This is a genomic window from Nocardioides sp. (assembly GCF_050699375.1).
GTDB lineage: Bacteria > Actinomycetota > Actinomycetes > Propionibacteriales > Nocardioidaceae > Nocardioides.
In genome coordinates this window covers 16864-36529 of sequence record NZ_JBOHDN010000073.1, presented here as the reverse complement: position 1 = coordinate 36529, position 19666 = coordinate 16864, and the positions used below count along the sequence as shown (strand labels likewise).

Sequence of the window (19666 nt, the reverse complement as noted above, 5' to 3'; positions counted from 1 at the left end):
GTCAGGCTCCCTTGGACTGCGCGGGGGTGGGTTGGGAGATCGGGCGGTGGTGACGGCCGATGGGGACGACGAGCGGCGTGCCCGAGACGGGGTCGGGGATGACCTGCGCCTCGAGGCCGAAGATCTCCTCGACACGATCGGCGGTGACCACCTCGGCCGGGGTCCCGGTGGCGGCGACCCTGCCGTCGCTCATGGCGACCAGATGGTCGGCATAGCGGGCGGCGAGGTTGAGGTCGTGCAGCACCATCACGACGGTGGTGCCTCTGGTCTCACGAAGCCCGTGGAGCAGGTCGAGGAGGTCGATCTGGTGGGCGACGTCGAGGAACGTGGTCGGCTCGTCGAGGAGCAGCAGGTCGGTCTGCTGAGCCAGCGCCATCGCCACCCAGACCCGCTGCCGCTGACCACCCGAGAGCTCGTCGACGATCCGGTCGGCGAGGTCGATCGTGCTGGTCAGCTCGAGCGCCTCGGCCACGGCCGTGTCGTCCTCCGGCGACCAGCGCTGCAGCGCGCCCCGGTGAGGCTGGCGGCCGCGACCGACGAGGTCGACGACGGTGATCCCCTCGGGCGCGATCGGGGACTGCGGCATCAGGCCCAGAGTCTTGGCGACCGCACGGGTTGGCTGCTTGTGGACGGCCTTGCCATCGAGCACCACCTGCCCGGACATGGGGCGAAGCAGGCGCGCCATCCCACGGAGCAGGGTCGACTTCCCGCAGCCGTTGGCGCCGACTATCACCGTGGTGAGGCCGTCAGGGATCTCGAGCGAGACTCTGTCGACGACGGGGTCTCCGCCATAACCGAGGCTCACACTCTCCGCAGCGAGTCTCATGACTTCCTTCCAGCCCGCCCGCTGGCGAGCAACCACATCAAGAAGGGTGCCCCGAACGCACCGGTGACGACACCGACCGGGAGGTTGGTGTCAGGAATGGCGTACGCCGCCAGATAGTCGGACGCGACCATCACGATCGCTCCGACCAGGGCAGCGCCGAGGAGGGTCGTACGTCCTCCGTTGAGCACTCGCGCGATGGGCCCGGCGACGAACGCGACGAACGCGACCGGGCCGGACGCGGCGACGGCCAGCGCACACAGCAGCACCGCGAGGAGCAGCAGCAGATCGGCGTAGCGGTGGGTGACACCGAGAGCGTTGGCCACGTCGGGACCGAGCTCGAGCACCCGCTGCGACTTCACCGTCCACGCCACCAGCGGCAGCAGGACGAGCAGGCAGATCGCCAGGATCCGGATCGTCGGCCAGGTGGCGTCGCTGAGGCTGCCGGTCATCCAGCGCAGGGCGCGCTGGGCGTCGTTCTCGGCGGCACGGGTGAAGAGATACTGGATCACGGCCAGCAGAGCAGCGGCGGCGGTGACGCCGACGAGCACCAGCCGGTAGCCACCGTCGCCGCCGGCGACGGCGCGGATGACCAGGGCGGTGAGGATCGCGCCGGCGACGCCGACGATCGAGAGCGTCGATCCGTTGACCGAGAGCACGACGATCGCGAAGACCGCCGCGGCGCTGGCCCCGAGCGAGATCCCGAGCATGTCGGGGCTGGCCAGCGGGTTGCGCAAGGTCGACTGGAAGATCGCGCCGGCGGTGCCGAACGCCACCCCAGCGAGCACGCCGAGCACTGCGCGCGGAAGCTTCGACTCCATCAGGATGAAGCGCGCGCTCGGGGCGCTGGGGATCTCCTCGCCGGCGAGGATCCTCACGAAGTCCGGCGGGGTGATGATGAAGTCACCGGCGAGCACGCGCAGCGCGAAGAGCGCGAACAGCACCGCGCCCAGGCTTCCGGCCACCCACCACAAGCGCCTGCGCGGGAGGCTTCGGGCGCGACGTACGACTCCTACGGTCTGTGCCGCCCGTCCTTCGGCGGCCCGGCTGAGCAGGTTCTCCACGCGCCCGCTCACAGCCCGGCCATCCGTCCGCGACGCAGGAAGTAGACGAAGACCGGTACGCCGACGATGGCCGTCATGACCCCGACCTGGATCTCGGCGGGCGGCCAGACGACCCGGCCGACGACGTCGGCGAGCAGCGTGAGCGCGGCGCCGAAGCCGGCCGAGAGTGGAAGCACCCGGGTGTAGGCGGAGCCGACCAGGACCCGCACCATGTGCGGCACGACCAGCCCGACGAACCCGATCGGCCCGCACAGGGCCGTGGCGGTGCCGGTGAGGAGGACCACGGCCAGTCCGACCACGACACGGTCGATCGCGGTCCGGCGACCCAGCCCCTTGGCCAGGTCGTCACCGAGAGCGAGCGTGTCGAGCGTACGCGCCCCGGTGAGCGCCAGGACGGCGCCGACGACGAGGAACGGCAGGCCGGTGAGGAGGACGTCCCATCCTCGGCCGCCGACGGTGCCGACCTGCCACTGGCGGAGCACGTCGAAGGTGGCCTTGTCACGGAGGAGGACGGCAGCGGTCCAGGACGCGACGCCGGCGGAGAGCGCCGCGCCGGCGAGCACCAGCTTGGCCGGGGTGGCCCCGCCGGAGCCGAAGGAGGCGACCGTGTGCACGAGCACCATCGCCAGCGCCGCACCCACGAAGGCGAACCACACGTAGCCGATCAGGGACCCGATCCCGAAGACGGAGACCGCGATGACCATGGCGAAGGTGGCCCCGGCGTTGATCCCGAGCAGCCCCGGGTCGGCCAGCGGGTTGCGGGTCAGCCCCTGAAGGCAGCCGCCGGCGATCGCCAGCGCGGCCCCGACGATGATGCCGAGCACCGTACGCGGCATCCGCGCCTGGATGATCGCCTGGCCGACGGACCCGTCCCGCCACAGGTCCAGCGGCGAGACCAGCTTCGCGCCGATCAGCAACGAGGCCACGACAGCGACCAGGATGACGCCCACCAGCAGACCGGCGATGGGTAGAGCCGACCCGCCCCGGCCGCGCTGAGGAGCGGCCGGGGCACGGTGCTGGACGAGATCGAGGGTCACTGACCCTCGACGGCCTTCACGATCCCGGGAACGAACTTGTCGATGGCGTACGGGACCGACAGCGGCGTCGGAATGCCCGCGGCGAGCGAGGACACGTTGTCGGTCGAGGCCCACATGTGACCGTTCTTGATCGCGGGGATCTGACCGACCAGCTTGTCCTTCTCGAACGTCGCGGCGTCCGTCTCCTCCACGGCGTAGGTGAAGAAGAAGTCGGACTCGAGCTCGCTGGCCTTCTCGGCCGAGACCTCGGTGAAGAACTGGCCCTTCTTGGTGTTCGCCTCGACGTACGGCGCGTTCTTCATGCCCAGCTGGACCAGGAAGTCCGGACGGGCGTCCTCGGTCGTGTAGAAGGGGATCTTGGACAGATCGGCGGTCGCGAGCGAGGCCCAGACGAAGGTCTTGCCCTGGATCTCCGGGTTGTCCTTCTTGGCGGCCTCGATGGCCTCCGTCGTGTCCGCCTCGACCTCGTCAGCCAGCTTGTTGCGACCGGTGGCCTTGCCGACCATGTCGAGCGAGGTCTGCCACGGGGTGGCCCACGGCTGGTCCGGGTAGGCGACGGTCGGGGCGATCGCGGAGAGCTTCTTGTACTCCGCCTCGGTGATGCCCGAGTAGGTCGCCAGGATCAGGTCGGGGGTCTGCTTGGCGACCTCGTCCACCGGGACCGCGTCGGTCTGGTCGAGGATCGCCGGCTGGTCGGCCTTCAGCTCCTCGAGTTTCTCGTCGAACCACGGCGTGGTGCCGTCCTCGTCGCCACCCCAGGTCACCTTGGGAATGCTGACGGGCACGACGCCGAGCGAGAGGAGCATGTCCTGGTCGTTGACGCCGACGACGGCGACGCGCTTCGGTTCCTTCTCGATCTTGGTCTCGCCGAAGGCGTGCTCGACGGTCGCGGGGAACGCGCCGGAGTCTGCCTTCGACGTGGACTCCGCTGCCGAGTCGGCGGAGTCGGCCGAGCCGGTGCTGCACGCAGCCAGGCCGGAGACAGCGAGCGCGACGCTTGCTGCCATGAGTACGGGACGACGGATCATTGGGGGCCACCTCGGGTTAGGCAATGCTTAGTTAGGACAGCCTAAACACATTTGCCTTCCGGCAAGGTATCGCCCCTGCTATTTGGACGACGCGGCTTGGATGCCGCGGCGGCCTCACGGCCTGACGAACGCATCCCTCTCGGCCTCGACCAGGTCCCGCGTCACGCAGTCGAGCGAGTGGTCGTTGATGACCCCCATCGACTGCATGAAGGCGTACATCGTCGTCGGGCCCACGAACTTCCAGCCACGCTTCTTGAGGTCCTTGGAGAGAGCGATGGACGCGGCCGAGGTCGCCACCACCTCCGGCACCGCCAGCGGCTCCGGCTCGAAACCCCAGACGTACGCCGCCAGCGACCCCTGCTCCGCGACGAGCTCGACCGCGCGCCGGGCGTTGTTGATCGTGGCCTCGATCTTGCCGCGGTGGCGGATGATCCGCGCGTCCTGGAGAAGCCGCTCGACGTCGCTCTCGTCGAACTCGGCGACCAGGTGGTGGTCGAACCCGGCGAACACCTCGCGGAAGGCCGGCCGCTTGTTGAGGATCGTGCGCCACGACAGCCCACTCTGGAATCCCTCGAGACAGATCTTCTCGAAGAGGCGTACGTCTCCGCCGCCCGGGAAACCCCACTCGGTGTCGTGGTAGTCCAAGAACTCCGGCGCCCCGCCGGCCCACGCGCAGCGGGTCTGGCCGTCGGGGGCAAGGAACGGTGCTTCGCTCATCCACCCGACCCTAGCCGCGACCACCGACGACCTCCTTCACACCTGGGTCTCGACAGGCTCGACCACCGGCGACCTCAGATCTTGGTGCGGTGGAAGCTCTGGAAGCTGCGCGAGGCGGTGGGCCCGCGCTGTCCCTGGTAGCGGCTGCCGTACTTCTCGCTGCCGTAGGGGTTCTGGGCGGGCGAGGTGAGCCGGAAGAAGCAGTACTGACCGATCTTCATGCCTGGGTAGAGCTTGATCGGCAGCGTGGCGACGTTGGCCAGCTCGAGGGTCACGTGGCCGGCGAATCCCGGGTCGACGAAGCCGGCGGTGGCGTGGGTGAGCAGCCCGAGGCGCCCCAGCGAGCTCTTGCCTTCCACGCGCGCGGCGATGTCGTCGGGCAGGCTGACCGTCTCGTACGTCGATCCGAGCACGAACTCGCCCGGGTGCAGGATGAACGGCTCGTCTCCCTCGGTCTCGATCTGCCGGGTGAGCTCGGACTGGTCCACGGCCGGGTCGATCGTGGCGTACTTGTGGTTGTCGAAGACCCGGAAGAACCGGTCCAGGCGTACGTCGATCGACGACGGCTGAAGCATCGACTCGTCCCAGGGGTCGATGACGATCCGCCCGTCGTGGATCTCGGTCAGGATGTCCTTGTCGCTCAGCAGCACGAGGCAAACCTAACGCAGCCGGGCGCTGCGTACGGCCCCTGCGGCGTCCCTGGAATCTCCTCTACCCCATCCGTCACAGATTCCGCGACGGAGTCGTGTCCGCCGGGGCGAAACCGGTTGAATCTGGGCCATGGCACTGGATGCGCTGATCCCCGGCGGCTACCGCCGATACGTCGCGCTGGGGGACTCCTTCACCGAGGGGGTCGGCGATGTCGACCCCACCCGCCCGAACGGCGTACGCGGCTGGGCGGATCGGGTCGCCGAGGTGATGGCCGAGCGGACCCCCGAGTTCGCCTACGCCAACCTCGCCGTCCGGGGCCGCGGGATCGACCGGATCGTCAAGGAGCAGGTGGCGCCGGCGATCGCGCTCGAGCCGGACGTGGTGACGATCTACGGCGGCTCCGTCGACCTGATGTGGCCGCATGTCGACGTCGACGCGCTGCTCGCGACCTACGAGTCGGCGATCGAGCAGCTCGTCGACAGCGGCGCCAAAGTAGTCGTCTTCACGGCCTACGGGGCGCGGGCGACGACCGTCGGGCGGTTGCTGCGCGGACGCTTCGCGGTCTACAACGAAGCCGTCCGCGAGATCGCGCAGCGGCGCGGCGCGACGCTGGTCGACTTCTGGCGGATGACCGAGTACGACGACGCCGGCTACTGGGACGGCCACGGCTTCCTGGGAGCGCCCGGACATCGGCTGATGGCGATCAAGGTCCTCGACACCCTGGGCGTACGTCACCAGCTGCCCACCCCGAAACCGCTGGTCGTCATCGAGGAACCGAGCGCCGGCGGCCCCGTCCGCGAGGTCCGGCGGCTGGCCGCGCGGGCACTCCCCTGGGCCGCACGTCGCATGCTGCGTGGTCTCGCCGGCGACGGGCTGTCGGCGCGCTATCCCGAGGCGACCCGACTTTCCTGACCGGTTTCACATCTGGCCGGGCGGGTGGGGTAACATCCTCGTCGCACCTGCGGACGTAGCTCAGTTGGTAGAGCGCAACCTTCCCAAGGTTGATGTCGCGAGTTCGAATCTCGTCGTCCGCTCCAAATTTCCAGAGCGCCGAATCGGCGTGAGCAGCCTCCTCATAGGATGAGCAGCGTGGCTTTTCAAGGTTTCCCCGTTGCGGCGCTCGACTTCTACGACGACCTCGAGATCGACAACACCAAGTCGTTCTGGGAAGCCCACAAGCACATCTACAAGGAGTCGGTCCACGCGCCGATGAAGGCGCTCACCGACGAGCTCGCCGAGGAGTTCGGGGCCGCCAAGATCTTCCGGCCCTACCGCGACGTACGTTTCTCGAAGGACAAGCTGCCCTACAAGGCCCACCAGGGAGCCTTCGTGGCGGTGGCGCCGCAGACCGGCTACTACGTGGAGGTCTCACCCCGCGGCGTACGCACCGGTGGTGGCTGCTACTGGTTCGAGCCGCCCCGGCTGGCGGCCTTCCGGGACGCCATCGTCCACGATCACTACGGCGCTGACCTGGAGAAACGGCTCGCCGTCGCGGAGAAGAAGGGGTACGAGGTCACCGGCGACCGCCTCAAGACCGCTCCGCGCGGCGTCGCCAAGGACCACCCCAAGATCGAGCTGCTCCGGCACAAGTCCATCCACCTCGGCCACACGATCGGCTTCGAGCCGGTCATCCACACCGCCGACCTGGTCGGCGAGGTGAAGAAGGACTGGCGAGCCGTACGGCCCCTGGTCGAGTGGATCGCCGAGCACGCCATCGCCTGATTCGTCGGCCCAGGCTGGGGCATTTTCCCGCCATGGCGGGATTCTGCGGCCAGATGGGCGCGATCAGGCCCGCATTTTCCCGCCATGGCGGGAAAGTGCGCGGGTCGATGACAATCTCGCACGCAACCCAGCGGATACCCACTACGGTGTCGCCGTGCGTACACCTCTTTCGGTCGCCGGAGCAGCGTCACTCCTGGCCATCCCCCTCTTTGCACTGACGCCGACCTCCGCCGCCGCGGCCCCGACCTGTGGCGGCTCCGCCGTCACGATCGACATGAACCACGGCCAGCAGCCGAGGAGCTCCTCGGAGCGCGACTTCATCCTCGGCACTCCGGGCGACGACACGATCTACGCCGACTCGAGCGACGTCGTCTGCGGGGGCGCGGGTGACGACAGGATCCACGCCGCCTACTACGCCTTCGGGGATGGCGGCAACGACGAGATCTGGTCTCGTCAGGCCGATGGCGGCTGGGGACGCGACCGGATCCATGGCACCTCCGGCGGGGACGACCTTCGCGGCGGAACGGGCTCCGACGTCATCTGGGGCGGCGGTGGCAACGACCGGATCCATGGGCACTACAACCCGGGTATGTCCTCCGCCGTCGGGACCGACGGCGGCGACACCCTCTACGGCGGCGACGGCAACGACCTCATCGAGGGCCAGGGAGGCAGCGACCGCATCCACGGTGAGGGCGGATCTGACAATCTCTACGGTTCGGCCGGGAACGATGCCGTGTCCGGCGGCCCCGGCAACGACTATGTCCGCGGCAACAGCGGCGATGATCGACTCTACGGCGGCAGCGGGAGCGACGGCGTCTACGGCGGGAGCGGCGGTGACGTGGCCTATGGCGGCAGCGGACCCGACAGCATCAGCGGCCAATCGGGCAACGACCATCTCTACGGCGGCAGCGGCCGCGACTGGATCAAGGGCTACAGCGGCAGCGACTACCTGGTCGGCGGCACCGGGAACGACTCGATCGCGGGCGGCGAGGGGCGTGACCGCGTCCTCGGCGGGGCCGACCGGGACCGTCTTATCGGCGGTGCGCATGCCGATGTCGTCAAGGGTCAGTCCGGTCGAGACAACTGCGCATCCGAGCCCGGTGCCGGCGTCACGTACTCCTGCACGATCCTCGGCGGGATGCGCGCATATCCGCCGACGGGCGTCCCGTACCCCACGATCTGAGCCGAGGCCAGCAAGTGGGCGAAAGTGGCAGATCCCAGGCCGGATCGAGCGCCATTTTCGCCCACTCGTGCGCTCAGCTGGCGGCCGTGAAGCTCGCCATGGTGCGCTCGGGCTCCCAGAAGGCCTTCATCGACTTCACCCGGCCCTCTTCGTTGACGACGTAGACCATGATCAGCTCCGTGGTGGTGTAGCTGCCGTCGGCGAAGCTCGTCTTGATCTTGCCGATGTTGGCGCAGGTGTTGCCCTCCGGGTTGGCGAAGGAGTCGTTGATCTCGAACTCGAACTTGTCGACCGACGCGATCGCCTTCTCCCAGAACGCCTTGAGCCCCTCGTGCCCGTGGTGACCCTTGCCCTCGGGGTCGAACATCGACGGTCCGACCGGGTCCTCGAGCACGCAGTCCTCGGCATAGATCGTCAGCCACTCGTCGAGGTCACCCTTGGCGACGGCGGCATAGGAGCGCTGCCCGGCCGTACGTGCGGGATGTTCGTCGTCGGGCGCGTTCCAGGTGATGGCGTCGGAGGAGATCATGCGGCAGATCGTACGCCGAAACTGGAACGTGTTCTACTCGATCTCCCATGAACCGGCAACGAAGCTCGTACGGAATGTCGTCAACCGGCACCCGATCGACACCGCTTCGGCTAGGTTCCCTTCGTGCGTACCCCTATCCGTATCTCAGCGCTCACCGCGAGCGCGCTGGTGGCGCTTGCGGCAGCCACCCCCACCGCCTCCTTCGCCGAGGACACCGCCACCTGCGGCGGACGACAGGTCACCGTGGATCTCAACCTCGGCCAGACCCCGACCTCCACCTACGACGTCATCCTGGGGACACCCGCCGACGACCGGATCGACGGCCGCAACGACGACACGGTCTGTGGCGGTGACGGCAACGACACGATCGACGCCTACGAGGTCTTCGGCGGGAACGGCAACGACACGGTCTCCGGCGGCGAGATCCACGGCGATGCCGGCAACGACACCCTGAGGATCACCCCGCCCCAGATCGGCGGCAGCGCCTACGGAGGCACGGGTCAGGACCGCATCTACGGCACCCCGAGCGTCGACATCATCGACGGCGGCCCGAGCGACGACAGGATCTACGCCGACAGCACCACCACGGCACCCACCGGCCTGGAGGACGGCGACAAGATCCACGGCGGCACCGGGACCGACACCATCTACGCCGGCGGCGGCCGGGAGTGGCTCTACGGCGACGGCGGCAACGACATCGTCTACGGACACCTCTCCCCGCGCCGCTCGTCCGACTGGAGCATCATCTACGGCGGCACCGGCAGCGATCAGATTCGCGTCGGGCGCGGGTTGGCACGCGGCGAAGACGGCGACGACAGGATCTGGGCGCGGGGCGAGGCCCTGGGCGGCAGCGGGAACGACAAGATCGCAGGCTCCTCCGGCAAGGACACGCTGCAGGGCGGTCCGGGTGCCGACACGCTCTGGGGCTACGGCGGCAACGACAGCCTCTGGGCGACGAGCGAGGTCACCAGCGCCACCGACGTCGGAAACGTCATCTACGGCGGCAGCGGGAACGACGCGATCCATGGATCGACGAGTGCTGACCGGCTCTACGGCGAGACCGGCACCGACTGGGTCGCGGCCAACGCCGGGAACGACTACATCAGCGGCGGTGCCGCCAGCGACACCATCCGCGGCGAGAGCGGAGCGGACACCGTGATCGCCGGCTCGGGGAGCGACTGGGTCTCCGCCGGCTCGGGCGGCGACCGGGTCCAGGGAGGCCCCGGGAACGACCAGATCTTCGGGGAGTCGGGCAACGACCGGCTCTACGGCGGCGACGGGCGCGACTTCATCATGGGCTACCGCGGCACCGACCGCATCGAGGGCCGCGCGGGCAACGACATGCTCCAGGGCAACGGCGACTTCGACACGGTCCTCGGCGGAAACGGCGACGACCGGCTCACCGGCGGCAAGAGCACCGACGGAACCCGCGGCCACCCCGACATCGTGTCCGGCGGATATGGCTCCGACGCCTGCCTCGCCGAGAGGCGGCCGGGACGTACGTCGTCCTGCACCGTGAGGTTCTACGTCAAGACGAGTCCCGACAACTACCGGGCTCCCTGACCACTAGTCTCCTCGGGTGACCCGGGTCCCGGAGCTCGAGACGAGCACGAGGCCGGGGCGGGACTTCGACCGGCTCTGGCTCGCCACAGCGACGAGCCAGGCCGGATCGACCATCGCGTACGGCGCCCTGCCGCTGGTCGCGGTGCTCGTGCTCAACTCGTCCACCTTCCAGGTGTCGTTGCTGGCGGCCCTGTCCGGGTTCGCGGCCGCGGCGGCGGGGATCCGGCTCGGGCCGTGGATCGAGTACCGACACAAACGGCCGACGATGGTCGGGGCCGACCTGATCCGGTTCGCAGCGATGGTCAGCATCCCCGTTGCCGGCTTCTTCGGCGTGCTCACCTACGCACACCTGTGCGTCGCCGGCGTCGTCTCGGCGACCTGTGAGCTCGCCTTCACCGCGGCTTCCGGCGCACACCTGAAGGCGCTGGTCAGACCGGAGGCCAGGCTTGCCGCGACCAGCCGCCTGGAGACGACCTTCTGGACGACCTTCACCGCCGGTCCACCGATCGGAGGCGCCCTCGTCTCCGCGGTCGGACCGACGCTGACCGTGCTCGTCGACGCGGTGACCTACCTGCTCTCCGCGCTCGGCATCCGTTCGATCCGTACGCCGGAACCGGCTCCGCCCACAAGGCAGCCACAGCACTGGTTGGCCGAGGTGAGCGCCGGCTGGCGCTACATCCTCGCCCGGCGCGATCTGCGCGCACTCTTTCTCAACGCGGCGCTCTTCGGCTCGTGCGTCATCGCGACCAGCCCGCTGCAGGCCGTGCTGACCCTGCGGGAGCTCGGCATGGAGCCCTGGATGTACGGCGTCGCCATGGGGCTGCCCTGCCTCGGCGGCATCCTCGGCGCCATGTGTACGCCGCGGCTGACGAGCAGGCTCGGCGAACGGACCGTGCTGCTGGGATCAGGGGTCGCGCGGACGCTCTGGACCGTCCCGATCGCGTTCACCCCGACCGGCCCGATCGGGTTCGCGTGGTTCACCGCCGCCAACTTCGGGCTGATCCTCTGCGCCGGGGTCTTCAACCCGACCTTCGCCGCCTACCGGATGCGCGAGACCGCCGATGACCACATGTCCCGAGTGCAGGCGGCCTGGTCGATCACCATGAAGGTCGCCCAGCCGGCGGGGGTGCTGGCGGCCGGGGCTCTGGCCGCGGCGACGAGCCCGCGGACCGCGATCGCGGTGGCCGGAGGCGTACTTCTGCTGTCCTCCGGCCTGCTCCCGTGGCGAGCTGATGTGAGGAAAAGCGCTACTCGTGGGTAGCCCCGGGCTTGCCACCCCAGATCGGCATGCCTATTCTTGAGGTTACTCGCCAGTAGTACTCGCCATGACGGCGTTCCGCGACTGGTAAATCCGACGAGGCATGAAGGTGGATCAGTGGGCCACTACAAGAGCAATCTCCGAGACATCGAGTTCAACCTGTTCGAGGTCTTCGGCACCGACAAGGTGCTCGGCACCGGTCCGTTCGCGGACCTGGACGTCGAGACCGCGAAGGAGATCCTCACTGAGGTCGAGCGGCTCTGCCGCGAGGACCTCGCCGAGTCGTTCGCCGACGCCGACCGCAACCCGCCGGTCTTCGACCCGAAGACCCACACGGCACCGGTCCCGGCGTCCTTCAAGAAGTCCTATGACACCTTCATGGAGTCGGGCTTCTGGACGCTGACCGCTCCGGAGGAGATCGGTGGCCAGACGGCTCCGAACTCGATCGTCTGGGCGATGGCCGAGATGCTGCTGGGCGCCAACCCGGCGATCTGGATGTACGCCGCGGGCCCCTTCTTCTCGAAGGTCGTCTACGAGAACGGCAACGAGCGCGACAAGCGCATCGCGGAGATCATGGTCGAGAAGCTCTGGGGCGCCACCATGGTGCTGACCGAGCCCGACGCGGGCTCCGACGTCGGCGCAGGCAAGGCCGTCGCGACCGCGAACGAGGACGGCTCCTGGAACATCTCCGGCGTCAAGCGCTTCATCACCAGCGCCGAGTCGGACCTGCAGGAGAACATCATGCACCTCGTCCTCGCCCGCCCGAAGGGCGTCGAGGGCGTCGGCGGTCCGGGCACCAAGGGCCTCTCGCTCTTCCTCGTGCCGAAGTACCACTTCGACCACGAGACCGGTGAGCTCACCGGCGAGCGCAACGGCGCCTACGTCACCAACGTCGAGCACAAGATGGGCATCAAGGTCTCCAACACCTGCGAGGTCACCTTCGGCGACTCGCAGGTCGGCGGCGGCGAGCCCGCCCAGGGCTGGCTGCTCGGTGAGGTGCACGACGGCATCGCGCAGATGTTCGACGTCATCGAGAACGCCCGCATGATGGTCGGCACCAAGGCCATCGCGACGCTCTCGACCGGATACCTGAACGCGCTGGAATACGCCAAGACCCGCGTTCAGGGTGCCGACCTGACGGCCGCCGCGAAGACGGACCCGCGGGTCACGATCACCCACCACCCCGACGTACGTCGCTCGCTGCTGGTGCAGAAGTCGTTCGCCGAGGGCATGCGCGCGCTGGTCTACTACACGACCTCGTGGCAGGAGAAGGTCGCGCTCTCCGAGGAGGGCTCCGAGGAGCGCAAGCTCGCCGAGGCCGTCAACGACCTGCTGCTCCCGATCGTCAAGGGCTACGGCTCCGAGCGCGCCTGGGTGCTGCTCGGCACCGAGTCGCTGCAGACCTTCGGCGGGTCGGGCTTCCTGCAGGAGTACCCGATCGAGCAGTACGTCCGTGACGCCAAGATCGACTCGATCTACGAGGGCACCACGGCGATCCAGGGCCAGGACTTCTTCTTCCGCAAGATCGTGAAGAACCAGGGCGCCGCGCTGGGTCACATCGCCGGCGAGATCCAGAAGTTCCTCGACAACGAAGGCTCCGCCGAACTCAAGGAGTCGCGTGCCCTGCTCGCGACCGCGCTCGAGGACGTCAACGCGATCGTCGGGCACATGTTCAACGACCTGATGGCCTCCCAGGAAGAGGTCAGCAACGTCTACAAGGTCGCTCAGAACACCTCACGCCTGCTGCTCGCGGTCGGCGACGTCGTACTCGGCTGGCTGCTGCTCCGTCAGGCCGAGGTCGCTCTCGCGGCCCTGGCCGGCGACGCTGGTAAGGACACGGACTTCTACACCGGCAAGATCGCCGCCGCGAAGTTCTACGCCGCCTACAACCTGCCCAAGCTCACGGCCGAGCGCGCGATCGCCGAGGCGATCGACAACTCGATCATGGACCTTCCTGAGTCCGCTTTCTGAGCCTGATCTGCAGAGTCTGATCTGCACGTACGCTGCGGCCCGCCCGGTTCACCGGGCGGGCCGTTGGCGCTTCTCACGGAATGTCCTGCGCCCCCTGTGTGGTTGAGGTGTCACGTGACCACTGAGACCGAGCCCCGGCGGCGTACGACCTCCGCTCATCACGCCCGCGGGTTCTGGTCGGTGGCGTTCCTGTTCGCGGTGACGATGGCGTTCGCGTCGGCGCCGGCGCCGCTCTACGTCTTCTACGTGGACGAGCAGGGGTGGGGCTCGTTCGTGATCACGGTGGTGTTCGCGACGTACGGCGTCGGGGTCGCGGCCTCGCTCTTCCTGGCCGGGCACCTCTCCGACCGGTTCGGCCGGCGGCGCGTGGTCGCGCCCGCGGTGCTGCTCAACGTGCTCGCCGCGCTGATCTTCCTCTCGACCCACGAGCTGGGCTGGCTGCTGCTGGCGCGGCTGCTGTCCGGGCTTGGGGTCGGGATGCTGACCGCGACCGCGACGGCGCATCTGGCCGAGCTGCACCGGTCGGCGCGGCCGGAGGCACCCTCGACCCGGTCCGAGGTCGTCGCGACGGCTGCCAACATCGGCGGGCTGGGCCTCGGCCCCCTGGTCGCCGGCGTGCTGGCCGAGTGGGCGCCACGGCCGCTCTACACGCCGTACGCCGTCTTCGCGTTCCTCATGGTGCTCGGGCTCCTGGCCGTGGTGGCCGCGCCGGAGACGGTCGACACCGACCAGCCCGGCTGGACCTACCGTCCGCAGCGGGTCCGGGTGCCGGCGGACGCACGCGGCGCCTACTTCGCCGCGGGGATGGCGAGCTTCGTGGCGTTCGCGATGTTCGGCTTCTTCACCTCGCTGGTGCCCTCGTTCCTCGCCGGCGAGCTCGACCTGCGCTCGCACGCGGTCGCGGGCGCGGTCGGGTTCTCGATCTTCGGCGCCGCGGCGCTCTTCCAGGTGCTGACCGGGCGCTGGCCGCGCCGGAGGCTGTACGTCACCGGGCTGGTCGCGCTGGCCGCCGGACTGCTTCTCGTGGTCGGCGCCATCTGGTCCGGCACGTTCTGGATGCTGCTCCTCGGCGCCCTCGTCACCGGGGCCGGGGCCGGGATGTCGTTCAAGGCGGCAGTGGCGACGGTGATCTCGGTGGCGCCCGCGGAGAGCCGCGGCGAGGCATTGGCCGGGCTCTTCCTGATGGCCTACCTGGGGATCACGGTGCCGGTGGTGCTGCTGGGGATCCTGGTGCAGTACGTCGCGACCGACCCGGCGATGCTCGTCTTCGGCGCACTCCTGCTGGTGCTGCTCGGGGTCGCCGCCCGTGGAGTGGCCGGGGTGCGGCGTACGTCCTGATCGGCTGTGTCGCCATGATGCGGGGGACGGTATGGGGGTCGGAGACGCCTGGGTAGCGTGGCGCGCCATCCCCAACACATCTGGAGTAATGCCATGGCCATCGGCCTAGGGATCATCCTGCTGGTCCTCGGACTCATCCTGCTCACCGGCGCGGTGGATCTGCCCGACGCGCTCGCGAACGCGATCGCCAGCGAGCCGCTGGGCTGGATCTTCGTCATCACCGGCGGGCTGGCGATCGTGATCGCCGTGCTGCTCTCGGTGAACCGGTCGCAGCACACCACGGCGGTCGAGCACCGCCCGTACGAGGCCGGCCCCTACGCCGGCGGGCCTCAGGGGTCCTACCCTCCCGGTCCCCCGCCCCAGGGTCACTACCCGCCGGCCGGCCAGCCCCAGCAGGGCCCGCCTCATCAGGGGCCGCCTCATCAGGGCAACGTCCCTCCGGGCAACCAGTTCGGTGGGGGCTACCCCGGCGGCCGCGCCTGAACCGTTCGGCGTAGCTGCGAGCGGGCGGCGCGACGTACGGTCTCGCTCAGGTCATCGAGCGCGATCGAGTCCAGGCGCCAGCGCTGCCAGAAGAGCTGGACGTCGATCGGCCTCGCGCCCGGGAGCCGGATCGTCGCCCCGCTCTCGAGATCGGACTCGGCCTGGGCGTCGAGCAGCATACCCCAGCCGAGACCTCGCCGGATGGCCTCATGGAAGTCGTGGCTGCTCGGGACGCGGTGGACGACGGGCGGTCGCGTGGCGCCGTGTGTCGCCAGCACCTCGTCCTGGAGATGGTCCTTCTCGTTGAAGACGATCATCGGGATCGCGCCCCAGTCGATGCCTCGTCCCTTGCGGTGGCGCTCGATCAGCGCCGGGGCCGCGCCGGGGGTGTAGCGGAGCCGTCCGAGCGGCTCGACCGTGCAGCCCTGGACGGGCTTCGGCTCGCTGGTGACCGCCGCCAGCACCTCGCCGCGTCGCAGCGCGTCGGCCGAGTAGCCCTGGTCCTCCACGGTGATCCGCAGCGCCGTCCGCTCCCAGGTCGCCACCTCCTCGAGCACCGGGCGGAACCAGGTCGCGAGGGTGTCCGCGTTGACCACGACGGAGAGGTCGACGACGGCGTCACCGGCGCTCTCCCCCGGCTCGTCCCCGTCGTTCAGGGTCGCGGCGGCCTCGGCGAGGAGCAGGCGGAGCTGCCGCCCGTGCCTGATCAGGGGCTCGCCCGCCCGGGTGGGGGTGCAGGGCGTCGTACGCCGCACCAGCACCTGACCGGCCGCCCGCTCGAGAGCGCGGATCCGCTGGCTCACGGCGCTCGGGGTGATGTGGAGCCGTCGCGCCGCGGCATCGAAGGTGCCTTCCTCGGCGATCACGACGAGGGTCTCGAGCTGGTTCGGGTCGAGTGTCGGCATGGCTTAAGTCTGGCTTATCTTCGGTAAGATTCTTTCGCTGGCCTGCAGGATTCTCCGGCCCTAGCGTCGACCGTGTGATCCACGCCAGCCTCGCCGGTCTCCTCACCGGCCTCACCCTCATCATCGCCATCGGCTCCCAGAACGCGTACGTCCTGCGCCAGGGCATCCTGCGCTCGCACGTGCTCGTCGTGGTGAGCGTGTGTGCTGTCTCCGACCTCATCCTCATCTGCGCGGGGGTCGGCGGGATGGGCGTGGTCGTCTCCCGCGCCGGCTGGGCGCTGGAGCTGCTGCGCTGGTTCGGAGTCGTGTTCCTCGGTTGGTATGGGATCGGGTCGTTGCTGCGGGCCCTGCGGCCCGCGGCTCTGGACGCCTCGGACGCACCACGGGAGCCGCTCCTCCGTGTGATCGCCAAGGCGACCGCCTTCACCTGGCTCAACCCGCACGTCTACATCGACACGCTGCTGCTGCACGGGTCGATCGCGGCGACGTACGACTCGGCGCGCTGGGGGTTCGCCCTCGGCGGGTGCCTGGCCAGCATCATCTGGTTCGCCGGGCTCGGGTATGGCGCTCGGCTGCTGGCGCCCCTGCTCGCCAGCCGGCGGGCCTGGCAGGTGCTGGACCTCCTCATCGGGTGCACCATGCTCGCGATCGCCGCCGGGCTCGCATTGGGCGGGCTGGGCTGATCGGGCGGTCCGGCTTTCAAATCCAGCCAATGTGTTGACCTGCGGCCTAGTGTGGCCCGCATGCCCTGGACGACCTCCGATATTCCAGACCTGACCGGCAAGAACGCCGTGGTGACCGGACCGACGCTTGGCGGGATCGGGTATTTCATCGCGCGTGGGCTCGCTGCCGCTGGCGCGCGCGTGATCCTGGCGGGACGGTCGTGGGAGAAGCTCGACGCGGCCGCTGCCGCGCTGGCCGAGGAGGTTCCCGAGGCGAGGCTCGACCGGGTCGCGCTGGACCTCTCCTCGCTCCAGGCGGTGCGGGTCGGGGCCGAGGCGATCGCCGACGCGACCTTCGAGGGCGGCGGGCCGCTGCACCTGCTGGTCAACAACGCGGGCGTCATGGCGACGCCGCAGGTCCGGACCGTGGATGACCTCGACCTGCAGATGGCGACCAACCACTTCGGGCCCTTCCTGCTGACCGGCCTGCTGATGGAGCCACTGGCCGAGAGCGGCGAGGGGCGCATCGTGACCATGTCGAGCGTCATGCACAAGACGGCCCGCAAGGCGCCGCTGGGGTTCCCGACCGTGCAGGTCGGGCGGTATTCACCCTGGGGCGTCTACTCCCAGTCGAAGCTGGCCAACCTGCTCTTCACCGCCGAGCTCCAGCGGCGCCTGGAGAAGGCGGGGCTTCCGGTCGCTGCGTACGCCGCTCATCCCGGGCTCGCCTCGACCCAGCTCATGGCGAACGGCACCTCCAAGCGACTGATCGCCCCGATCGCGAGCATCAGCGAGGCGGCCGTCCACGCGATGGCGCAGACCCCGGAGGCGGGCGCCTGGCCGGCCCTGATGGCCTCGACCTTCGCCGGGCTGGCGCCCGGGACGTACGTCGGGCCGAGCGATGCCTTCGAGGCGCGCGGTGCTCCGAAGCCGGTCTCCCCCAGTCGCCTGGCTCGCGACCCGGAGGCGGCGCGGGCGCTGTGGGAGCTCTCCGAGCAGACCACCGGAGTGGCCTACCCCTGACGGGCCCACCCCTGACCAAAGTCTGACCCTGGTCGCTACCTGCGGCCGATGCTCCCGGTCTGTCTGAGCCCCTAGATTCACGAGGGTGAGCAAGAAGGTCCAGATCTGGTCTCGGACGATCTCCGAGCACAACCATCACCTCGAGGTGACCGGAGAGATCGTCCGTACGTTCGTGTGGGCCGTCGACGGAGAGGTGGTCCTCTCGAAGAAGACCTCCGATGACCGGGCCCGGCTCGAGAGCAAGGAGCACGGCAGCCTGCTCGTGCTGCACTCGGGTCTCGGTACGCCGCGGCGAGCGACCTACTTCGCTCCCGACGAGGACCTGGGTGGACTGGCCGGCATCGGCGGGCTGGACCTCACCCCGGACCCGGGGTCGCGGGCCGCTGCGTACGAGCAGCGGGTGATCGACCACCCCAGGCGCTATGCGCTGATCGAGACCCTCGGTGGCGCCGCGGGGGTGGTCGGCGGCATCGCCGGCGCAGCCGTCGTCGCCTGGCTCATCTCGCGCATCTCGCTCCCGAACGTCGACATCCCGATGCCGAACCTTCCCGACCTGCCCGATCTCCCGCTCCCGGACCTGCCCAGCATCCCCTGGCCGTCGATCCCGTGGCCGGACCTGCCGAACGTACAGGTCCCCGAATGGGTCAAGTGGGTAGCGAGCCACCTCAAGTACGTCTGGCCCGTCATCCTCGCCTTCGTCCTCGCCCAGGGTGAGATCAAGCGCCGTCGCAAGCACGCCGAGAAGTCACCTTTGCAGGCCGAGAAGTCAGTTCTGCAGGCCGAGACGGCAGCGAGTGACGTCTCGGCCCGCAAAGGTGACTCTTCGGCCTGCAGAAGTGACTCTTCGGCCGGCGCGGGTGATGCTCCGGCCGACGGGGGTGACGGGCCGGAGGGTCAGCGGCGGGGCTTGTAGGTCGGCCGCTCGCGCTTGAAGGCGGCCTCGCGGGCGATCTTGGTGTTCTCACCGAAGAGGAGCTTGAGCTGCTCGATGCGCTCGCGGGAGAAGGTGCGCTTGATGGGGGCGTACCAGGTGTCGTTGAAGAGGCGCTTGGTGGCGGCGAGCTGGTCCGGGGAGCGCTCGCAGAGCTTGCGGGCGAAGGCCGTCGCGGTCGCCACCGGGTCGGCGGAGAGCTCGGTGACCAGGCCCAGCTCGAAGGCGCGCTCGCCGTTGAACTGCTCGGCGGTCATGGTGATCTTCTTGGCGGTGTCGATGCCGACCACCTCCGAGAGCGACCGGATGCCGGTCATGTCGGGGATGATGCCCCACTTGCCCTCGAGGACGGACCACTGCGATTCGGGCTCGGCGATTCGGAAGTCGGCGCCGAGGGCGATCTGGACGCCACCACCAAGGCAGTGACCGTGGACGGCCGCGATCACCGGAACCGGCAGGCGACGCCAGGCCCAGACGGACTCCTGGAAGAGGTTGGTGCCGCGGAAGGGACGAGGCACGAAGGCACCGACGATCTTCTTCGGGTCACGTAGCACCGAGGCGAAGTCGAGGCCGGCGGTGAACGCGTCACCTTCGCCGGCGATGACCACCGCGCGCAGGTCGTGGTTCTTGCCGAGCTCCTTGGCGGTGTCGACCAGCTCCTGGAGCAGCTCGAGGGTCAGCGCGTTGAGCTTGTCCGGGCGGTTGAGACGCACCTGGGCGATGCCGTCGTTGATTTCGGTGGTGACGAGGGGCATGAGGAGAAGAGTACGGGGCGGGA

General features: G+C 69.2%; 20 protein-coding genes and 1 tRNA gene. 12 read left to right on the top strand and 9 right to left on the bottom strand.

Translation table 11 applies throughout. The features are described from left to right. Position 1: 1 nt before the first annotated feature. The 6 genes from ACRDPS_RS05020 to dcd all read right to left on the bottom strand — a co-directional run bounded on the left by ACRDPS_RS05020 (position 2) and on the right by dcd (position 5319). Positions 2–826, bottom strand: coding sequence for an ABC transporter ATP-binding protein (locus tag ACRDPS_RS05020; protein WP_431500530.1), 825 nt, complete (start codon positions 824–826; stop codon positions 2–4). Beyond that, entirely contained in the window at positions 823–1899 is a 1077-nt protein-coding gene (locus tag ACRDPS_RS05015) for a FecCD family ABC transporter permease (protein WP_431500529.1), read from the bottom strand. The genes ACRDPS_RS05020 and ACRDPS_RS05015 overlap by 4 nt, the downstream gene beginning before the upstream one ends. Continuing rightward, the gene (locus ACRDPS_RS05010; RefSeq protein ID WP_431500528.1) at positions 1896–2924 is read right to left on the bottom strand and encodes a FecCD family ABC transporter permease; all 1029 of its coding nucleotides are present in this window, start codon (positions 2922–2924) and stop codon (positions 1896–1898) included. The genes ACRDPS_RS05015 and ACRDPS_RS05010 overlap by 4 nt, the downstream gene beginning before the upstream one ends. Continuing rightward, positions 2921–3952: an iron-siderophore ABC transporter substrate-binding protein gene (locus tag ACRDPS_RS05005; protein ID WP_431500527.1), complete on the bottom strand. Its 1032-nt coding sequence runs from the start codon at positions 3950–3952 to the stop codon at positions 2921–2923. Before ACRDPS_RS05005 ends, ACRDPS_RS05010 begins: the two co-directional genes overlap by 4 nt. A 114-nt stretch (positions 3953–4066) precedes the next feature. Further along, positions 4067–4669, bottom strand: coding sequence for a DNA-3-methyladenine glycosylase I (locus ACRDPS_RS05000; RefSeq protein ID WP_431500526.1), 603 nt, complete (start codon positions 4667–4669; stop codon positions 4067–4069). Positions 4670–4743: 74 nt separating this feature from the next. Next, on the bottom strand, positions 4744–5319 hold the full coding sequence (dcd, locus tag ACRDPS_RS04995) for a dCTP deaminase (protein WP_431500525.1): 576 nt from the start codon (positions 5317–5319) through the stop codon (positions 4744–4746). A gap of 130 nt (positions 5320–5449) precedes the next feature. Here dcd and ACRDPS_RS04990 point away from each other — a divergent pair, with 130 nt between their 5' ends. The 4 genes from ACRDPS_RS04990 to ACRDPS_RS04975 all read left to right on the top strand — a co-directional run bounded on the left by ACRDPS_RS04990 (position 5450) and on the right by ACRDPS_RS04975 (position 8225). Then, positions 5450–6232: an SGNH/GDSL hydrolase family protein gene (locus ACRDPS_RS04990; protein WP_431500524.1), complete on the top strand. Its 783-nt coding sequence runs from the start codon at positions 5450–5452 to the stop codon at positions 6230–6232. A 49-nt stretch (positions 6233–6281) separates the two neighbouring features. Next, a tRNA-Gly gene (locus ACRDPS_RS04985) sits at positions 6282–6357 on the top strand. Between the two features lie 43 nt (positions 6358–6400). Then, positions 6401–7042: a DUF2461 domain-containing protein gene (locus tag ACRDPS_RS04980; RefSeq protein ID WP_431500523.1), complete on the top strand. Its 642-nt coding sequence runs from the start codon at positions 6401–6403 to the stop codon at positions 7040–7042. Between the two features lie 154 nt (positions 7043–7196). Beyond that, entirely contained in the window at positions 7197–8225 is a 1029-nt protein-coding gene (locus tag ACRDPS_RS04975) for a calcium-binding protein (RefSeq protein ID WP_431500522.1), read from the top strand. A 73-nt stretch (positions 8226–8298) separates the two neighbouring features. Here ACRDPS_RS04975 and ACRDPS_RS04970 read toward each other — a convergent pair whose 3' ends face one another. Beyond that, the gene (locus ACRDPS_RS04970) at positions 8299–8754 is read right to left on the bottom strand and encodes a nuclear transport factor 2 family protein (protein ID WP_431500521.1); all 456 of its coding nucleotides are present in this window, start codon (positions 8752–8754) and stop codon (positions 8299–8301) included. A 123-nt stretch (positions 8755–8877) separates the two neighbouring features. Between ACRDPS_RS04970 and ACRDPS_RS04965 the strand changes: the two genes are divergently transcribed. From ACRDPS_RS04965 to ACRDPS_RS04945, 5 genes are all read left to right on the top strand, one after another. Continuing rightward, on the top strand, positions 8878–10317 hold the full coding sequence (locus tag ACRDPS_RS04965; protein ID WP_431500520.1) for a calcium-binding protein: 1440 nt from the start codon (positions 8878–8880) through the stop codon (positions 10315–10317). A gap of 16 nt (positions 10318–10333) precedes the next feature. Continuing rightward, a complete protein-coding gene (locus tag ACRDPS_RS04960; RefSeq protein ID WP_431500519.1) occupies positions 10334–11578 on the top strand; it encodes an MFS transporter in 1245 nt (414 codons plus the stop codon). Between the two features lie 114 nt (positions 11579–11692). Further along, positions 11693–13546, top strand: coding sequence for an acyl-CoA dehydrogenase (locus ACRDPS_RS04955; RefSeq protein ID WP_431500518.1), 1854 nt, complete (start codon positions 11693–11695; stop codon positions 13544–13546). Positions 13547–13660: 114 nt separating this feature from the next. Continuing rightward, positions 13661–14884, top strand: coding sequence for an MFS transporter (locus ACRDPS_RS04950; protein ID WP_431500517.1), 1224 nt, complete (start codon positions 13661–13663; stop codon positions 14882–14884). A gap of 93 nt (positions 14885–14977) precedes the next feature. Then, entirely contained in the window at positions 14978–15367 is a 390-nt protein-coding gene (locus ACRDPS_RS04945) for a DUF6458 family protein (protein WP_431500516.1), read from the top strand. On the opposite strand, the gene ACRDPS_RS04940 is transcribed toward ACRDPS_RS04945, so the two are convergent. Further along, positions 15346–16272 (bottom strand): LysR family transcriptional regulator ArgP, encoded by a 927-nt coding sequence (locus ACRDPS_RS04940; protein WP_431500515.1) that lies wholly within the window; start codon positions 16270–16272, stop codon positions 15346–15348. The genes ACRDPS_RS04945 and ACRDPS_RS04940 overlap by 22 nt on opposite strands. A gap of 74 nt (positions 16273–16346) precedes the next feature. Between ACRDPS_RS04940 and ACRDPS_RS04935 the strand changes: the two genes are divergently transcribed. The 3 genes from ACRDPS_RS04935 to ACRDPS_RS04925 all read left to right on the top strand — a co-directional run bounded on the left by ACRDPS_RS04935 (position 16347) and on the right by ACRDPS_RS04925 (position 18870). Then, a complete protein-coding gene (locus tag ACRDPS_RS04935; protein ID WP_431500514.1) occupies positions 16347–16955 on the top strand; it encodes a LysE/ArgO family amino acid transporter in 609 nt (202 codons plus the stop codon). Between the two features lie 60 nt (positions 16956–17015). After that, positions 17016–17957, top strand: a complete 942-nt coding sequence (locus ACRDPS_RS04930; RefSeq protein WP_431500513.1) for an SDR family NAD(P)-dependent oxidoreductase — start codon at positions 17016–17018, stop codon at positions 17955–17957. Positions 17958–18042: 85 nt separating this feature from the next. Beyond that, a complete protein-coding gene (locus ACRDPS_RS04925; RefSeq protein ID WP_431500512.1) occupies positions 18043–18870 on the top strand; it encodes a hypothetical protein in 828 nt (275 codons plus the stop codon). Here ACRDPS_RS04925 and ACRDPS_RS04920 read toward each other — a convergent pair. Next, a complete protein-coding gene (locus ACRDPS_RS04920; RefSeq protein WP_431500511.1) occupies positions 18852–19643 on the bottom strand; it encodes a crotonase/enoyl-CoA hydratase family protein in 792 nt (263 codons plus the stop codon). The genes ACRDPS_RS04925 and ACRDPS_RS04920 overlap by 19 nt on opposite strands. Positions 19644–19666: the final 23 nt, after the last annotated feature.